The 17,985-nt window shown below is 42.4% G+C and carries 10 protein-coding genes; 3 read left to right on the top strand and 7 right to left on the bottom strand.

Translation table 11 applies throughout. The features are described 5' to 3' along the window. Nucleotides 1-49: 49 nt before the first annotated feature. Genes BACCELL_RS06360 through BACCELL_RS06350 form a run of 3 tightly spaced genes read left to right on the top strand, consistent with a single transcriptional unit; the run spans nt 50 to nt 3,704 of the window. The gene (locus tag BACCELL_RS06360; protein ID WP_081450803.1) at nt 50-1,801 is read left to right on the top strand and encodes a tetratricopeptide repeat protein; all 1,752 of its coding nucleotides are present in this window, start codon (nt 50-52) and stop codon (nt 1,799-1,801) included. After that, a complete protein-coding gene (lolB1, locus tag BACCELL_RS06355; RefSeq protein WP_007210809.1) occupies nt 1,798-2,394 on the top strand; it encodes a lipoprotein insertase outer membrane protein LolB1 in 597 nt (198 codons plus the stop codon). The genes BACCELL_RS06360 and lolB1 overlap by 4 nt, the downstream gene beginning before the upstream one ends. Then, nucleotides 2,391-3,704 carry a murein hydrolase activator EnvC family protein gene (locus tag BACCELL_RS06350; protein WP_007210808.1) on the top strand — a complete coding sequence of 438 codons (1,314 nt, stop codon included), beginning with the start codon at nt 2,391-2,393 and terminating at the stop codon, nt 3,702-3,704. Before lolB1 ends, BACCELL_RS06350 begins: the two co-directional genes overlap by 4 nt. A 389-nt stretch (nt 3,705-4,093) precedes the next feature. Here BACCELL_RS06350 and BACCELL_RS06345 read toward each other — a convergent pair whose 3' ends face one another. From BACCELL_RS06345 to BACCELL_RS06315, 7 genes are all read right to left on the bottom strand, one after another. Then, the gene (locus tag BACCELL_RS06345; protein WP_007210807.1) at nt 4,094-6,673 is read right to left on the bottom strand and encodes an alpha-amylase family glycosyl hydrolase; all 2,580 of its coding nucleotides are present in this window, start codon (nt 6,671-6,673) and stop codon (nt 4,094-4,096) included. Nucleotides 6,674-6,775: 102 nt separating this feature from the next. Further along, nucleotides 6,776-8,008, bottom strand: a complete 1,233-nt coding sequence (locus BACCELL_RS06340; RefSeq protein WP_007210806.1) for a SusE domain-containing protein — start codon at nt 8,006-8,008, stop codon at nt 6,776-6,778. A gap of 20 nt (nt 8,009-8,028) precedes the next feature. After that, entirely contained in the window at nt 8,029-9,762 is a 1,734-nt protein-coding gene (locus BACCELL_RS06335) for a RagB/SusD family nutrient uptake outer membrane protein (RefSeq protein ID WP_007210805.1), read from the bottom strand. Between the two features lie 13 nt (nt 9,763-9,775). Next, nucleotides 9,776-12,904 carry a SusC/RagA family TonB-linked outer membrane protein gene (locus BACCELL_RS06330; protein WP_236100757.1) on the bottom strand — a complete coding sequence of 1,043 codons (3,129 nt, stop codon included), beginning with the start codon at nt 12,902-12,904 and terminating at the stop codon, nt 9,776-9,778. A 38-nt stretch (nt 12,905-12,942) separates the two neighbouring features. Next, nucleotides 12,943-15,696: an MGH1-like glycoside hydrolase domain-containing protein gene (locus tag BACCELL_RS06325; RefSeq protein ID WP_007210803.1), complete on the bottom strand. Its 2,754-nt coding sequence runs from the start codon at nt 15,694-15,696 to the stop codon at nt 12,943-12,945. A gap of 27 nt (nt 15,697-15,723) precedes the next feature. Then, entirely contained in the window at nt 15,724-17,112 is a 1,389-nt protein-coding gene (locus tag BACCELL_RS06320; protein ID WP_007210802.1) for a glycoside hydrolase family 28 protein, read from the bottom strand. Continuing rightward, complete coding sequence (locus BACCELL_RS06315) at nt 17,112-17,975, bottom strand: sugar phosphate isomerase/epimerase family protein (RefSeq protein ID WP_007210801.1); 864 nt, start codon at nt 17,973-17,975, stop codon at nt 17,112-17,114. Before BACCELL_RS06315 ends, BACCELL_RS06320 begins: the two co-directional genes overlap by 1 nt. Between the last annotated feature and the right edge of the window lie 10 nt (nt 17,976-17,985).

Here is a 17,985-nt window from a genome sequence, read left to right as displayed (position 1 = left end):
GAATTTAAAAACTAAAAGGGGCTGAGTTCTACTAACTGACTGAATGAAAATGAAATTTAAAATAGTATCTCTTTTCGTATTGTGCGCGATACTTATATCGTGTGGTACTTCCCGTCAGGGAGGAAAAAAACAGCGGAAAGGAACCAAGGCGCAGGTTGTGCTTACGCCCGAGCAACAGCGTAAATACGATTACTTCTTCCTGGAAGCTTCCCGCTTGAAGATGAAAGACGATTATAGTGCTGCCTTTGACTTATTGCAGCATTGTCTGACCATTAATCCGAATGCTTCATCGGCTTTGTACGAGATTTCGCAGTACTATATGTACCTTAAACAAGTTCCGCAAGGACAGGCAGCATTGGAAAAGGCTGTGGAAAATGATCCGGATAATTATTGGTATAGCCAGGGATTGGCCAGCTTATATCAGCAACAGAATGAGATGCAGAAAGCCACGAATCTGCTGGAAAGCATGGCAACTCGTTTCTCGGATAGGATGGATCCTCTGTACAGCTTGTTGGATATATATAACCGTCTGGAAGAGTACGATAATGTGATTACCACCTTGAATCGTTTGGAAGAAAAGATGGGAAAGAACGAGCAACTCAGTATGGAGAAATTTCGTATCTATTTACAGAAGAAAGATAATCAGAGCGCTTTCCGTGAGATAGAGAGTCTGGTGGAAGAGTATCCGATGGATATGCGATATCAGGTGATACTGGGTGATGTTTATATGCAGAACGACAAGAAGGACGAAGCCTATAACATATACAAGAAAGTGCTTGCCACCGAACCGGATAATGCCATGGCGATGTATTCATTGGCCTCTTATTACGAACAAACCGGACAGAAAGAACTCTACGAGCAACAACTGGATACCCTTTTACTGAATAAGAAAGTGCCTTCTGATACAAAGTTGAACGTGATGCGTCAGTTTGTGGTTGAAAATGAACGGGCAGGTAGAGACAGTACCCGCGTGATCAATCTTTTTGACCGTATTATGGAACAAGATCAGGATGATGCACAGATGCCGATGCTTTATGCCCAATATCTCCTTGCCAAGAAAATGAATAAAGAGACCATGCCCGTACTGGAACGAGTGCTGGACATTGATCCGACGAATACGGCTGCCCGTATGACACTTCTCGGTGAAGCAATACGGAAAGAAGATTATAAAGAAGTAATCCGTCTTTGCGAGGCCGGTATCGAGTCTAATCCCGATATGCTGGAGTTCTATTTCTATCTTTCCATAGCCTATAATCAGGCTGACCGCACTGACGATGCACTTGCCATTTGCAAGAAAGGATTGGAAAATATCCCGGAAAAGAGTGATAAAGAATTCGTTTCGAACTTCTATGCCATCATGGGCGATATCTATCATACCAAGAAAATGAATACGGAAGCCTATGCAGCCTATGACTCTGCATTGGTTTACAATTCGGCAAATCTGGGAGCATTGAATAACTATGCCTATTACCTCTCGCTGGAACGCCGTGACTTGGACAAAGCGGAGGAAATGAGTTATAAAACGGTGAAATCCGAACCGAAGAACCCCACTTATCTGGATACCTACGCCTGGATTCTGTTTGAGAAAGGCAACTATGCCGAAGCCCGCCTCTACATAGACGATGCAATAAAGAATGATAAAGACCAAAGTGATACCATTCTTGAACATGGGGGTGATATCTATTATATGACCGGTGATGTGGATGGTGCTTTGAAGTATTGGAAGCAAGCTCAGGAAGTGGGCAGTGAGTCCAAGACATTGAAAAAGAAGATCGAGAAAAAGAAATATATACCCGAATGAGAACGTTACACAGCAAATACAGAACGGTAGGCAGTATTCGTATGCTGCCTTTCATGCTTCTCCTGACCCTGGTAATAGGTCTTTCCGGTTGTAAGACTTCCCGGAAAGTGACTTCTTCGTTGGGAGAACCGCGCTTTTTATCTTCTAAAGTACAGTTGACCATTCCTAACAAGGGGGGCACAATTACAGTGAACGGTACCATGAAGCTTGTAAGCGGTGAACGTATGCAGCTTTCCCTTCTGATGCCTATCCTCCGCAGTGAAGTGGCACGATTGGAGATTACTCCTGACGATGTGTTGGTAGTGGACCGCATGGGAAAACGTTATGTACAGGCTACCCGTAAGGAATTGAAAGACGTTTTGCCCAAGAAGGCCGACTTTGCCCATTTGGAGAAGATGCTTTTTGAGGCTGCCAAACCCGGTGGCAAAGCTTCTTTGACAGGTAAGGAGTTGGGGATTCCTTCTTTGGAAAAAGGAAAAATCGTTCTTACCGACTTTTCGGACAAAGAGATATCGCTGACCCCGACTCAGGTGTCTTCCAGATATACTAAGGTTGAATGGACTGAATTTTTAGAGATGCTGGCTAAGTTATGAGACAGTTTCTTTGTATTTTCATAAGTTGTTTCTGTCTGGCTCTGCCACTTTGCGCCCAATCCAACAAGATGATTAAGGAGTTGGAAAGCAAACGGGGCGCTTTGCAAAAGCAGATAGCCGAGTCGGAAACACTTCTGAACACTACAAAGAAAGATGTCGGTAGCCAGTTGAATGGTCTTGCCGCCCTTACCGGGCAGATTGAGGAACGAAAACGGTATATCCTCGCCATTAATAATGATATGGAGACTATAGATCGTGAACTTTCCAAACTGGAACGTCAGTTAGTCCGCCTCGAAAATGATCTGAAGGATAAGAAGAAGAAATATGAGTCTTCAGTTCAATATCTGTATAAGAACCGTTCCGTCCAAGACAAACTTTTGTTTATTCTTTCCGCCAAGACATTATCGCAAACTTATCGCCGTTTGCGCTATGTGCGTGAGTATGCCGACTATCAGCGCCTGCAAGGCGAAGAGATTTTGAAGAAACAAGAGCAGGTCAATCAAAAGAAGACGGAACTTCAACAGGTAAAGAAAGCCAAAGCCAGTTTGCTGAAAGAGCGTGAAGTGGAAAAAGAAAAGTTGGAAAACCAGGAGAAGGAGAAGAAAACCTTAGTTGCCAATTTACAGAAGAAGCAGCGTGGGCTGCAAAATGAGTTGAACAAGAAGCGTAGGGAAGCCGACCAGCTGAATGCGCGTATTGATCGCCTGATAGCCGAAGAAATTGAGAAAGCCCGTAAACGTGCTGCGGAAGAGGCGCGTAAAGAAGCGGCTGCCCGCAAAAAGGCTGCTGCAAAAGAAACGAAACCGGCTGCAACTTCTTCTTCCGAAGCAGCCGCCGCCAAGAAAGCAGCACCTCTCGAAACCTATACGATGGATAAGGCAGACCGGGAATTGTCCGGTAGCTTTGTCAACAACCGTGGTAAATTGCCAATACCTATTACCGGACCATATATCATCACCAGTCGCTACGGTCAGTATTCCGTAGAGGGGCTTCGCAATGTGAAACTGGATAATAAAGGGATAGATATTCAAGGTAAGCCCGGTGCACAGGCGCGTGCTATCTTCGACGGAAAGGTAGCTGCTGTTTTCCAACTGAACGGACTTTTTAATATTCTTATCCGCCATGGAAACTATATTTCCGTTTATTGTAACCTGGCTTCTGCTTCAGTGAAGACGGGGGATACTGTTACTACCCGGCAAGCCCTCGGACAAGTATTTTCGGATGGTGCGGACAATGGACGTACGGTGCTTCACTTCCAGTTGCGCAAAGAAAAGGAGAAACTGAATCCGGAACCGTGGTTGAACCGCTGAGTCAAGTCTTCTTTGTGCTGTATTATCCTGCCGTTCTGCGCTTTCATCTCTTTCATCGTCTATAGGCCCTTGTGTGTAAGGCGTTTATACTGAAATGTCTGGTCGTGGACGGTTTTCAGTGCTTTCAGCCTGTTAGCAAGCGCAAGGTATACTCGTAAGATTACGCCTTTCCTTTTTATTTCTTCCTATTGAAACAAAAGTGCCTTGCCTATGGAACAAAAGTTTCTCGGTTAAGAAACAAACGTTTCTTAGGCAAGAAACTTTTGTGCCACAGTAAGGAAACAAATGTTCCTCTAAAGTGAAACTTACGCTTCTTCGTAATGGAACAATATCTGATTAAGGTACTCTTAATCTGCCTTCCCGGTATGCTTGCTCAAAGTAAATCGTTTCTATTGCCTGATAAGATGAGCCATTGTTTGCTTCCCGTTTTCTCCTGTCAGACGTACAAGATAGTATCCTTTATTTAATTTGCTGACATTGAAAGAACGGTTTGCGGGAGTCTGTTCGTCTACTATGATTCCATTCATTGCAATAATCTGCACTTTGACAATTCCGGATAATAAAATCCAAACATCCTCTTGGGCAATTGTAGGGGCAATAGCGATTTGCCGGTTTTCTTCCGGTATCGTTTCTATGGAAGTAATTTCTACAGGCTTGTTTATATACAGTCTGAACTCTCCGGCAGGCAAAGAGAAGGGACCTCCTGTTTCGGATTTACCGGTCATGAAATCATACCAGTCTTCTCCGTTATTCAAATTTGGGATACATATATTAGTGGCAATACCGAAGTTGCCTACTAAAACAAAGTGAAGATCCGGATGTGTTATTTCAATACGTCGGATAGGCCAGTCTGTCTCATCCACATTTCCTACGAATTCTCCGTCGGATATCACATGGGCATACTGTTCTCTGAAATTTAGTAATTTGCAATAAGTCTCAAATAAATTCTTTCGTTCCGGAACCTCCAGGAACTCCCAATGAGGAGGTTTCGTTTCACCTTCATAGCTGGAACTAAGTTCGTCCGTACCTTCTTTTGACTGAATAGAGATGTCGTACCCCATTTCGCCAAATTCCCACATCATCTTGGGACCGGGCATCATAAATAAAAAGGCTGCGGCAGTTCCACATCTTTTCATACGTACCTCTAATTCCGTTCGAATTTCTCCAATTCCATTCACTGAAGCATTGTATGCAACACGCTCTTCGTCATGGCTCTCCATATAAGTTACCCGGTTGTTTTTACTCCATCCTTTAGATGAAGCCATGGCTCCCTTAAACGAACTACCTTTCTGAACTCCATTGATCGCATTGCTGAAAGGAGAATTTTGCTTTCCCCATAGCATCAGATCGTGTTCGGCAAGTTCTTTTTCTTCTTGATCGCCAGCTAAATGCTCGTAAATGAGGTAAGCGTCACTTTTTCGCTTCCGTATTTCATCCGATAATCTCTTTATAATGCGGATCCGATCCGGATCGTATGCAGAACCATCTCCCGGAGTATTGGTAAAACCTTTGGAGAAATCGAAACGGAAACCATCCAGTTTATACTCTTTTAGCCAGAAAGCGCAAATGCTGTCTAAAAGAATCTGCGTTTCTTTACTCTCATGGTTGAAATCGGCTCCCCATGAATATTTAGTATTGGGAGAAACCATATTGAACCAGGGATTATCTGCTGCCGGCTGTGCTTTGGTATTTCCCGGAGGATCAGCATACAGTCTGACTAAGGAACAAGTACCATATGCATGATCCAATACAATATCCATGATCACTGCTATTCCACGTTTGTGGCACTCGTCTATAAATTTCTTATAATCCTCTTCTGTTCCATACACTTTTTCTGTTGCAAAGAAGAAGGTGGAGTGATATCCCCAATTGGTTATTCCGTCTATCTTGCAGAAAGGCATTAATTCGATTGCATTGATTCCCAATGATTTCAGATAATCCAGTTTCTCAAGGGCCAGTTTCAGATTTCCTTTATATTCACCGTTGCGTGTGAAATCTCGAAGCAGGAGTTCGTAAATTGTCAGTCGGTCTTGGCGTACGCCTTTAAAATCAGTCACTTCCCATGGATATTCCGGTTTTGCCGTTTGCCACACAGATACAATATCAGCTTTACATTTTTCCGGAAATTCCATGAGGTTAGGATATGCGACGGGAGATATTCCTTTGTCGAACTTCCTTTCGAGTATCTTATTGGCATAAGGGTCTGCGATATCCAAAAGACCATCGACCAGGTAATAAAAAGCATATTCTTTCCCGGGAATGAGATGATTCAGAGTAATCCAGAAGTAGTCACCGTCTCTTTTCATCCGATAATCCTCTTTCACTTCCCAGTTGCTCAGTTCGCTCATTAAATACGCAAATTGCTTTCCCGGAGCGAACAGTACTAAAGTGAGGCTTTCGTCATTGTGGTAGTTAATACCTCTTTGTACTCCTTCCGGGCGCGGATTATCTTCTCCCGGAGTTATTGTATGGGACAACAGTAATTTAATATTCGATTTTTTATCACTGGTAGCCCTCCCGTCCATGGTGCCATCCGCATTACGCAACACAAACTCGATACTCAGCAACTGTTCGTCTGCTTTAAACTCGTAAGGTGGTTCCATCTGAGTGTTTTGCATAAAGAACTCTTTGACGGACGGGGTGATTTTAAGCTGCCAGAGGTTATCTCCGACTTTCTGGAGTTTAACAGCATCAATATTACATTTGTCGGGTGTTGTCTTATCCGGCCACAAAGCAATTCTGGATTTCCATTCAGTACCACTCGGACTTTCGGAAGTGATAACTCCCATATGTGAATAAATCGGTCCTTCAAAATCGACTAAAGAAGCTTTCTGAAAGGAACACTTGGTCAGATCAAAAGTCACAGTAACTTCATCGTCACCTGTTGGCTTAGATGGTGTACAATCTACAATCTGTGCTTTTAGAGATAAAGTGCACAGAAGTGTGATAAACAATATATAAGTTCTCATAAGGATAATTTTTAATTGTTTCAATGTCAGTATTATAAAAGAATGGGCTGTATCGGAAATATACGATACAGCCCGATTCTAATCACTCAATTAACCTGAAAACTACTCATCAGCACTGGGGACCAGTTCATACCGGAAAGGATATTCCTGCAAATACACATTGAAGTCATAATATCCTTCTGCTGCAAGAAATGGAATATTCTTTGTGCCGGATATGATACCCGATTGATTACCCTTTTCCACCTTATTGTCGGTAGCTCCCATATTGGCAGCATTTGCCCAGGTTTTGCCCACTGCATTCGCTCTGAATTTGAATTCAAACTTAGAGGTATTGGGTACACCACTTCCGTCTGTCTGATATTCCGGAACATACACATGCTTGGCAGTCCATACTTTTCCTTCTGGATCGTATGTCAGAACAGCTCCTGTTCCTTCTTCAGGATTTTGAGCTGACATGGAATTTGCCCATTGAGGATAACTCATATTACGCTGTCCGCACACGAAAAACTCTTTATAGAATTTGTAAAGTGTCATGGTCTTTGCGTTCTCCGTGATTTTAACTACCATTTTATAAAATCCCGCTCCATCGAGTATTTCCTCTTTATTGGAACCCGGTGCAAAAGAACCCGGAGCAATAACGTTTCCTCCTGCCTGCAGAGCAAGGCTTGTACCCGGAGTGAATGAAGCCGGTGCTCCCCATTCAACTTCCGGTGCCAGTTCTTCAACCAATTTTATACCTTGGTCTAATTTGGGTAAATATACATATCCTTCATACTCTCCATTCCAGCCGGGAGAATATAATACTTCTGCATTATTTGTTGTAAAGTCGGTATAATCACCTATTACATAAAGCAAGTCGGGATCACTGGAAAACGTAGTCACATTGAATTCGGATATGGAGGATGTCAATGATGCATAGGCTGTGCTGATAGTGGCTTCAACGCGCATTACAATGTCTGTAGGTCGGCGTTTGATGGCTCCGGCCGACAATAAGGCGGCATTCAGATCCTTTACTTTCACCGTATATTTGTTTTCATTGGTAATTGCAAACGTTGTGTATGTCAGATCATTTACATCTACTCCTTCCTTTTTTACAGCCAGCTGAATGGCGTAGGAAATAATAGCATCGTAGCCAAATTGGGCAGGGGTCCACTCAATGACGGCCAAGTCTGTCTCGGCAGCATTCTTATCCAGAACAAACACATCGTCAAAGGTCTGTTTCCAGGAACTGGCAACAAAATTATCAGGGTCCAGTATCAGTTTCTCATCTTGTGCGCAAGACGCCAGGCAAAGAAGAGAAATTATGCTAACTATTGAATAAACTAACTTTTTCATATTTAATCTTCTTAAAGAGGTTATTGATTGGAAACGGCATTGTCATAGCCCGGATTCTGAGTCAGATTAGGATTGGCGCCTATATCTGAAGCGGGTATAGGGAACAGTTCTCTATATTTGGGAACGGCAGAACCGGGGAAAGTTCCATTCTTGAATTCCCATGTATAATCATTCCCGGAATATTTACCAAAGCGGATTAGGTCTGTGCGGCGGAATGCTTCCCAATAAAGCTCGCGGGAACGCTCACCGAAAATATAATCGAGAGTGAAAGAGCTCAGATCTTCGGCCTGTATTTTTGCGCGATGCCTCAGTTCGTTGAGCTTTTCCAGAGCCAATGCATCCGTACATGTTCCTCCGGATTTTCTCACCGCAGCTTCAGCGTAGTTCAGATAGGCTTCGGCAAGGCGCATCAAGGGATAGTCCAGACTTGGATATTCAGTCAAAGAAATCACATTCCCATTTTCATCCGTATATGAGGGCGGTATGCCTTCACGTGTCAGGTTGGTCCATTTATAGGAAGGCCAGCCATAAATGAAGGTGCTCGAACCGGCATTTTTGGACATAGGCAAATGGCAAGTCGGGGTAAAGAAAATAGCCCGGTTATCTAAGGTGTTTACATACTTTCCCAATGATCCGTTTCCGTCATCAACCACCTCATCCATTGTTCCGAGGAAATCATCAATTCCCGGGTAGAAGTGACGGACGAAAGTCAATGTAGCGCGAGAACCTTTGAAACTCTTTGAGATACCACTCGTTTGGGTAAAGTTAGGATCGTTGGGACCTCGTGAACCTGCTACCAGGAATTGTGTTGCATAAGACTGAGTCCAGCGTCCGTCAAAGTTGATCGTGAAAATCATCTCTTTACGTGCATCTGTATTTTCACCGTTGTCAGCCATGAAAAGTTCTGCATAGTTGGGACATAAATCATATCCTGCACTGATCACGTTGCGGGCATATTTCATGCACTCATCATATTTAGGTGTCTGAATATACACTTCTGCATTCAAATATAAGCGTGACAGCAACATCCAGACAGCTGCCTTGTCGGCACGCCCATACTCATTCTGTCTCGGTTCGGTCATATGCGGATCGTCTGATAATTCCAGAAGTTCGCTCTCAATGAAACTGTAGAGTTCGGCACGTGAACGTTGTGGAGGCAAATAAGTACCGATTGGATCGTTTTCTGTAATGAAAGGAGTATTCCCAAACATATCCATAGCGTGATAATACATCAAAGCACGGAGAAAACGGGTTTCGGAACGATAATACTGTATGTTAGCTCTGAGAGCATCATCTACTCCACGGTCATTCAAACGCTCGTCTGTGGTTTGTTTCAGATAATCATTGCACATGGTAATAGTGAACAAGAGGCGATAATAGAGACCTGAAATTATCGGATTGTTCAAGGTGCTGTATGTATTGTAAGAGAGTTCGGGACATCCCGGGTCGGACTGAGTGAATGTCACCTCGTCTGTAGTGAACTCCTGCATGTACCAGAATGTACGTAAGAATGGAGAGGTTCCGGCATCCACATCAGCAATTTCCGCACTGGCTGGTCCGCTTTGTCCGGAGAGGCCAAGTGCTGCATACAATTTGGCTAATCCCTGCATGTAACTTTCAGGGGTAGAATACGCTTTATCTGCCGTATACAACTTAGGATCAAGCGGGGTAGTGTTCAGGTCATCGAAGCAAGACGCAAATAGAATCGTCATTGCCGGGAACAGTATTGATAGTAAAATATATTTTAGTTTCATAACAGATCATTTTTTAGTAGTTAAGATTCAAACCTAATACAAAGATACGAGGGCGTGGCCATGCATTATTGTCAATACCACTACTTACCTCCGGATCTAATCCAGAGTATTTTGTGATAACAAATGGATTTTGGGCAGTGAATGAGACACGTCCTCCAAGTTTACTATTAAATAGTTTTTTGAAAGAATAGCCCAGGGTGATATTATCCACCTTCAGGAAAGATGCATTTTCCAGGAATAAATCACTCTTTGCCTGAGTGACGGTAATGGGATTGCGGAACTTTGAAGTTTTCACAACAAATTCAGGTATATTGCGTACTGTTTGGCCGTTGCTGAATGTATAGTCGGCTGAACAGCGTGCGGAATTGTAATCGTTGAATACCCAGTTCCCAATACTTCCATGTGCATTAAAACCGAAGTCCCAATTCTTATAACGGAATAACATATTGAATCCGAAGAATACATCCGGGCGCGATTTGTGTTTAAGTACGAGGTCTTTGTCATCGATGATGCCATCCTTATTCTGGTCGATAAATGCATCTTGAACCGGATTACCATATTCGTCGTATACCTGTTCATATACATAGAATGTATTAGGAGCATACCCTACACTATGTATCTGGATGTTATTACCCGTTCCCATGCTGATACCTCCGGTGGGCACTCCCACGTAGTCCGGATTGAAGATGGCGGTCAGTTTCGTGATTTTCGATTTGCTCCAGGTAGCGTTTACACCGATATCCCAAGAAAAGTCTTTTGTAACGATAGGAGTGGCATTGATGTTGATTTCAACACCCTTATTCTCCAAATTACCGATATTGGCGGTCATCTTATTCGTAAAATTAGAACCGGCGGGAATGGGAATGGAGTTTAATAGATCGGAGGTCTCTTTGTAGAACAAGTCGACACTCCCCGATAAACGGTTATTAAAGAATCCCCAATCCAATGCCACATTCCAGGTGGCGGTAGACTCCCACTTGATGTTTTCATTATAAGCTTCCGGTTTCAATATCTGATAGAATTTATCTCCGATCTGATATTGTGAAGTAGAAGTGATGGTTGACAAATTATAGGTTGCAATGTAAGGATAGTAATCTGAACCAATATTTTGCTGTCCCGTCACACCATAACTGGCGCGTAGCTTTAAGTTACTCAGCTTATCGAATTTCTTGAAAAAAGCTTCATCGGACATTCTCCACGCTAAAGCTACAGAAGGGAAGAGGCCCCAACGGTTAGAAGGAGAGAAACGGGAAGTTCCGTCATCACGCAATGTGAAAGTAATCAGATACTTGTCCATAAATGTATAATTCAAACGTCCAAAAAGTGAAATCAAATAATATTCTTTAGGAGCTGCACTTTCCGAAATAAATACCGATTCATAATTTTCTAACGGATTGGAGTAGGTCTGACTCTGATCATCTCTTTTAAAATGTTGCCATGAATAACCGGCCATGACATCAATCTTACTGCGAATTGCCTTTATATCTTTTACGTAATTCAAATAGAAATCCAAGAGATAGTTCTCGCGGGTCGATTTAGAATCGGTATACCTTCCTTGTCCCGGAGGTAAGATGGCATCTGTATACGAACTGTACGATCCGGGATAATTACCTTTATCACCATCATTTTTCGTGTAATCATATCCCAAGTTCAGGTTGGCACGTAATTCCGGTAAAAAATGAAAGGAATAATCAAGCTGCATATTACCGAAAGAACGGAATACTTGGGTCTCATCCCAGTAACCACTGAGTCGTGATACAGGATTCTCCGAGCCATTACGATTGATAGAACCATCCGGATTCAGCCATTGAAAATAACCGTTATATTTATTGTAATCAATCGAGCCGTCGGCATTATAAAAGTGTACCGGCTTTGTAGGATCAAATGCTGCGGCAGCGTTGATGGCTCCGGTAGATACATATTTATTCTTATTCTCCGTAGCTTTTAGATTGATACTCACACTTAAATGCTTATCGAAGAATTTAGGAGTAAATGTGACTGCCTGGGTAAAGCGCTGGAAATTGGAACCTTTCAAGGTACCATTCTGATCAGTATATCCGAGAGATACGCGGAAAGGATATTTATCACCTCCTCCGGATATTCCTATATTCTGGTCGGTAGACAGACCTATCCGGTAGATTTCCTTTTGCCAGTCTGTATTATAATATCCTATTGTACCATCCGGATAGGTATAATTGATGGCTTTGTGAACTGCTGCCCCGGATAACGTGTTTTCCGGATAATACTCGTCAATATAGGCACGGAACTCATCGGCATCAAGGACCGGTACTTTACCCGAATTTACGTTGGCGTTGTATGTGCTGCTGTATTCCACTTTCAGTGCCTTGCTTCCTCCTTTTTTCGTAGTGATGATAATGACCCCATTAGAAGCTCTGGAACCATAGATGGCTGTTGCGGAAGCATCTTTTAAAACACTGAATGATTCTATATCCTCGGGATTTAATGCTCCCAGTACGTTCGACATACCCACTCCGGCATCATCAGATGTAGTAACTCCGTCAATCACTATCAAAGGAGAATTGCTGGCAGATAGAGAGGAGCCGTTACGGATGCGGATGGTGGTACCGGACCCCGGTTGCCCATCGCCCGGAACAATCAGCAAACCCGGCACTTTTCCTGTCAGCATATCCTGAGGAGTGGTGATTGCACCTTTGTTCATGTTTCCGGCTTTCAGGGTTGCCACTGCTCCGGTTGCATCTTTTTTAGTCACCTGACCATAACCGATGACTACTACTTCTTCCAAGGATTGAGCGTCTTCGGACATTTTTACGTTGAGTACCGAACCCGTATCGACAGACAGAGTCTGTGTCTGGAATCCAATATAAGAAAAAGACAGTTTTGCACCGGCAGATACCTGTATTGAATATTTTCCGTTTACATCGGTTATGACACCCGTTTGTGTACCAACCGCTTGTACATTCACACCAATCAAAGGATCTCCATTGTCATCACGGACAATACCTGTCACTATTTTCTGACCGGTATGTTGTCCTCCAACTTGTGCTGTCTGTTTTGCCCTCGGTTGTTTTGTATTATTTTGCTGACCAAACAGCATCACTGCCGACAGGCAGAAAAGGACTGTAAACAGGCTACGAATTAAAATGATTTTTTTACTTTTCATAGGTTGTGTCTCCATAAAATTAAAAATTAACATCGATATCATTTAAGAGCACTGATGGTAAGTACTCCTGTTTTATTGCTATTCGGGAGGGTGATTTCCACCACTCCGGTATGATAAGACTTACTTTTAACCGGTCTGCCATTGAATTGTACTTCATACGTATGATCCGGATTCATACATACAATCATACAACGCTCATGAGGCAGTGTAGAATCGTCAAAAGAAATCTTGGCGCGATACTGAGAACAATCTGTATTAAAATGATTCTCGGCAATCCATATTTCAAAGCCGGTTGACACCTTGCCGGGCTTATAATAAGCAGCAAACCAATTTAGTATCGGAGAAGAAAGGCCGGAAAATTGATGCCATCCAGCTCCTCTTCCTGAGGAAATTATAAAGTGTTCGAAAGTGTAATAACTTTCCTGGCACTCTTGTTCCCATTTGTCTAAGGCGGTTTGTGCTATCTGATAGGCTTGTTCACCTTTTCCTATGTCTAAAAGAGCTTTCCATATAACCCATTGATGGGGAAACCAGACTGCTCCGTTCCAATATCCGTCTGCCTGATAATAAGGGGCCGATTGATCGACAGTTGAAAGACCGGAAGATGTCCACAATTCTTTCGGTGAAAACAAATGTCCCACCAACCTGTCTACTTGCTCAGGTGTACAAATACCTGCTGCCAGCGGGGTTACTCCGTCTAATCCCTTATTGAAGTTGGACTGATCCTTGTATCGGAAAATTGCTTTGGCATCTCCGGATGCATCATGAGTCACATATCCGAAATAACCACTCTCTTCATCCCAGGCGTAGGTTTGCAGTGCTTTAGAAAGATTCTTGATAATCCGGTCGTAGCTCTTTATATCCTCTTTCAATCCCATCTCTTTAGCAGCCAAACGCAAAATTTTGGCGGCACGAAGATAATACGCTGAAGTTACTACAGGGGTTACAAACGGATATTGACTCTTATCACTGCGTAGTGCCTGCTGCGGTGGATAGTCGTCCCAGCCTCCGGAATTATAAAAATAATCCCAGGTTCGGAGCAGACCGGAGCCTTTCATGCGCGTAGTAGAGTTCGGGTTGTTTCCTAACATAAAATCAAAGTATTGTTTCAGCCTCGGATAGAGAAACTTCAGTACTTCACGCGATTGGCTATTGTTCCACAAATCATAGTAAGCATACATCTGGATAGGCAACGGAGTACCATGATGAATAAAAGCAGATTCACTTCCCACCGGTGTAGTATAAGCTCTGATACATTCGAAGGCTTTCGTTATATCCACATCAATCATGCCTAAAGCGATGAAGCCAAGGTCCCATGTATAGAGGCTATTCCAATTCTTCCCGGGTGTAAAATGCCGGATATATTCTTTCTGAGTGTAAACCGGATAAACAACATTGGAAAGTAATGCGGCCTGCAATAACTGATGCCCAAAACTATACTTCTTTCCTCCGGGTAGCAGGGCTTCCTCTGGTTTTACCGGTTGCTGAGACTGAGCTAGAGAAACAAACTTTTCAGGAGTGGAATGAAAAAGCTCTAAATCTTGTCTGACTTTCTCACGGCTGCCGGTACATACCAACATATACAGTGTTTGTTCTGAATGAGGAGCTAATACTACCGGTCGCAAAAAAGCATTTGTATAGTGCCATTGTTTGTCACCAATCAGTTTTCTGGCTAAATGATCGTGTGTTTTCTTTCGGAAAAATGACTCTAACTCACTATTCAGCACTTCCCGGATAAACGATTCTTTATAATTCCAGGCTACTCCATAGAAATTCTCACAATCTTCATATTTTAATATGAAATCCTGCTTCTCGTTTCCCACTTCAATTATTGGTGTAAAAGGTATTGCGGTGGGGGTGAACTTCAGTTTGCCCATATCTTCAGCAGTCCCGATAAAGAATCCGTCCAAACAAATCTCGGCAGTTCCTTCGGAAATAAGTTCCAGAATGTATTCACCACTCTTTCTGCCATAATAGGAGATCGGGAGAATTGTAAAATCTCCGGTTCCGGTGAATTTTACCACTTCATCAGTCAGTCCTTTCAAGCGTAAAGTTGCAGTTTTCCCTTTTTCAACTTTATATCTGAATCCTATAGCCCCATCTTCCATACCTGAAGGTATATCTATCCGGTAGCTTACCCGATCGCCCGCGTCTTTTCCAAATCCTTTTCCCAAAACGGACCCATCCAGTGAAAAACTGCTACGTTCTTCATTTCTGTACCACCCGTCATACACCAGTCCATACTGAGGAGTTTTAAAAGCAGGTTCATTCTCTGTATAATCTATCGCACTATACCATTGCAAACGAGAAGCTCCTGAAGCTTTCACCTGTGGGTGTGCTTCCGGATAATCGATATAGGCCATTTGATTCAGGGCCAGATTTTGATAAGTCTCCGTATTGTTTACACAACGTATACCTACCAGTGTGCTGCTTTCATCCAATATATAATAAGTAACATCTGTAAATACCCGGTCTTTCCACTCCAACTCATAGCGATAGGTGATGCGATTCATGGAAGGATTTATATTCCATGGATAATAGGACGATTCAAAAAGGACATGCGGAACCAACTGCCGGTTTCGGTAATAACCGGGCATTACAGAAAAGTCAAAGCGTATTCCTTTCTTTATGTCAGGTATATGCGAAATTCCTGCATAACGCTTTGAATAAGGTCCCCAGGATGTTAATGAAGTTATATCATGACTATCATTGAAACAAGATGGAGGGACGATCGCCCCCAACTGTGGAATCATTAATCCACTCATCAACAGCCCTGCTATAAATCGTTTCATGATGTGATTAGATTAAAGTTATACAGATTAAAGTACTCTAAGTTTCACCAATTCTTTGGGAGTTGGTTTTTCATCCAGCTTTTTACCGTTTACCTTTACACTTTGAAATCGAATATTTTCTCCGTTCTGGAAACAGTAGGGGGTAGGTACTTTACCGATTGTTACGTTTTTCAATACAATGTTCTGAAGAGGACGTTCTGCAAAACCGGCCATGTAAATACCACATTCATTGGATTGCTTGCAGGTTACATTCTCAATCAAGAATGAGTCAAATAACGTTGGATGGAAAGCTGAGCGTTCCCCTTTATAGTTCGGTTCAAAACGTATCAGGGCAGTACGTACTGTATCTGCTTGTACATTACGTACATATACATCCTGTATGTAAGCTCCACGGTCAAGATTCGATTTGAAATAGATGGCATTGGAGGACTTCGGAATTGTAATATTTTCAATAAAGATATTCCGGACTCCACCGGCAATCTCGCTACCAATACATACACCATTAATTTTAGAGCGGAAAGAACAATTACGTATCACAACATTTTCCGTCGGCTGACCGATGCGCCATGCGTCATTATCCCGTCCTGATTTGATGGCTATTGCATCGTCGCCTGTGGAGAAAGTACAACCTTCAATCAGTACGTTCCGGCAGGATTCCGGATCACAACCATCATTATTATAATTATGACTGTCAACTGTTACATTACGGACAATTACATTGTTACAGAAAATAGGATGAATCACCCAGAACGGAGAATCCATGATAGTGACGCCTTCTATTCTTACATTAGCACAGCCAAAAGGTTCGATAAAACCGGGACGAAGTTTATAGCCTTCGCCGAATATACGACGATAAACCGGTACATTGGTACGCCCCATCTTACGAAGCATTTCCTGTTCTACTGTCTGAATATTATTCCATGGTGAGAATTTTTTTGAGCCATTTCCATTTACGGTGCCCTCACCTGTCAGAGCTATATTCTGCACATGATATGCGTATATCAGCGGAGAATAGTTGAACAGCTCGGTACCTTCCCAACGAGTAATGACAGCCGGTAAATAGTCACTTTCATTAGTGCTGAAATCAAGTATCGCTCCTTTTTCCAGATGTACATTTACATTGCTTTTGAAGACCAGAGGCCCATTCATATAGTAAGTACCTGCAGGAACAGTGATTTTTCCTCCACCGTTGTCGCTACAAATTGTAATAGCCTTTTCAAAGGCTTCTTTACACAATGTTTTTCCGTCTCCGACTGCACCAAAGTCCGTGATGACATAAGTTTTGTCGGGAAATGTCACAGGATCTAGGCTCTGCACGATGGCATCTGCTTTATCCCAAGGTGATTGCTGAGCGCAGATATTCATAGCAAATGTCAACGCCACAGATGTGATCATTAAAGAGATTTGTTTCATCATTATTTATTTTTTAATAGGGTTATACTTTCTTGAATAGTACTTTTCAAATTCTTTTCTATCCTGTCGGGTTCTAATCCAACATAACCTTGGTAACCGACCTTTTTCAGCAATTTCATGAACTGTTGATAATTAAAGGAGTCTGTCCGGTTAAGTCCTTTCCGTTCTGGAATGCCCGCAATATGATAATGAGAAATATAAGAATGATATTTTTTTATATCACTCATTATATCACGTCCCATATCGTTCATATGCCAGACATCATATAAAAGTTTGAAATTCGGTGAGTTTAGTTTTTTACATAATGCTACTCCCCATTCCGGATTATCACACTGATAATAAGAGAAACGCTGTTTTGTGAAAATCTCTTCAGTATTACGGCTGCTGAGTAACTCCATTACCAAAGTCACATTTGCTTTTTCTGCGATATCCAATAGGGGCTTTAATCCTTCCACACATGCTTCCAAAGCCTCTTCATCCGATAAGTCTGTATTTATTCCGGAATAACATACCACTTGCTTAATTCCTTTTTCTGCTAATAGGGGAATGAAGCGTTTATAGTTTTCAATTAGTGATGAATGCCACCTCCGGTCGCAAAATCCTCGTTCGATTCCCATATCTATACCATCAGCCATGGCAACGGTTAGTCCTTTCTCTTTCACAATGTCCCATTTTTCTGGATCTACCATATCAATAGCTACAGCTCCGTTTTCTTTTGCCATATCACATAGTATAGCAGTCTGTGTACGAAAACTCCACTTTACTAAAGATATGCCTATCGGGTCCTTTCCGTAAACTTCAGTTATGGAATTTATGGATAACCAGCAGATGAATATTACTTGAATATAGCGCTTCATAATTTTCATATATACTTAA

The organism is Bacteroides cellulosilyticus DSM 14838 (assembly GCF_000158035.1).
Taxonomy (GTDB): domain Bacteria; phylum Bacteroidota; class Bacteroidia; order Bacteroidales; family Bacteroidaceae; genus Bacteroides; species Bacteroides cellulosilyticus.
The sequence above is the reverse complement of the archived record's forward strand: the minus strand, read 5'-3'. Positions and strand labels throughout refer to the sequence as shown.

Excerpts from the sequence above, each read along its gene's own strand:
- BACCELL_RS06320 (WP_007210802.1), bottom strand. The coding sequence starts at position 17,112 with ATGATGAAACAAATCTCTTTAATGATCACATCTGTGGCGTTGACATTT.
- BACCELL_RS06315 (WP_007210801.1), bottom strand. The coding sequence starts at position 17,975 with ATGAAAATTATGAAGCGCTATATTCAAGTAATATTCATCTGCTGGTTA.
- BACCELL_RS06345 (WP_007210807.1), bottom strand. The coding sequence starts at position 6,673 with ATGAGAACTTATATATTGTTTATCACACTTCTGTGCACTTTATCTCTA.
- BACCELL_RS06360 (WP_081450803.1), top strand. The coding sequence starts at position 50 with ATGAAATTTAAAATAGTATCTCTTTTCGTATTGTGCGCGATACTTATA.
- BACCELL_RS06330 (WP_236100757.1), bottom strand. The coding sequence starts at position 12,904 with ATGAAAAGTAAAAAAATCATTTTAATTCGTAGCCTGTTTACAGTCCTT.
- BACCELL_RS06335 (WP_007210805.1), bottom strand. The coding sequence starts at position 9,762 with ATGAAACTAAAATATATTTTACTATCAATACTGTTCCCGGCAATGACG.
- lolB1 (WP_007210809.1), top strand. The coding sequence starts at position 1,798 with ATGAGAACGTTACACAGCAAATACAGAACGGTAGGCAGTATTCGTATG.
- BACCELL_RS06350 (WP_007210808.1), top strand. The coding sequence starts at position 2,391 with ATGAGACAGTTTCTTTGTATTTTCATAAGTTGTTTCTGTCTGGCTCTG.
- BACCELL_RS06325 (WP_007210803.1), bottom strand. The coding sequence starts at position 15,696 with ATGAAACGATTTATAGCAGGGCTGTTGATGAGTGGATTAATGATTCCA.
- BACCELL_RS06340 (WP_007210806.1), bottom strand. The coding sequence starts at position 8,008 with ATGAAAAAGTTAGTTTATTCAATAGTTAGCATAATTTCTCTTCTTTGC.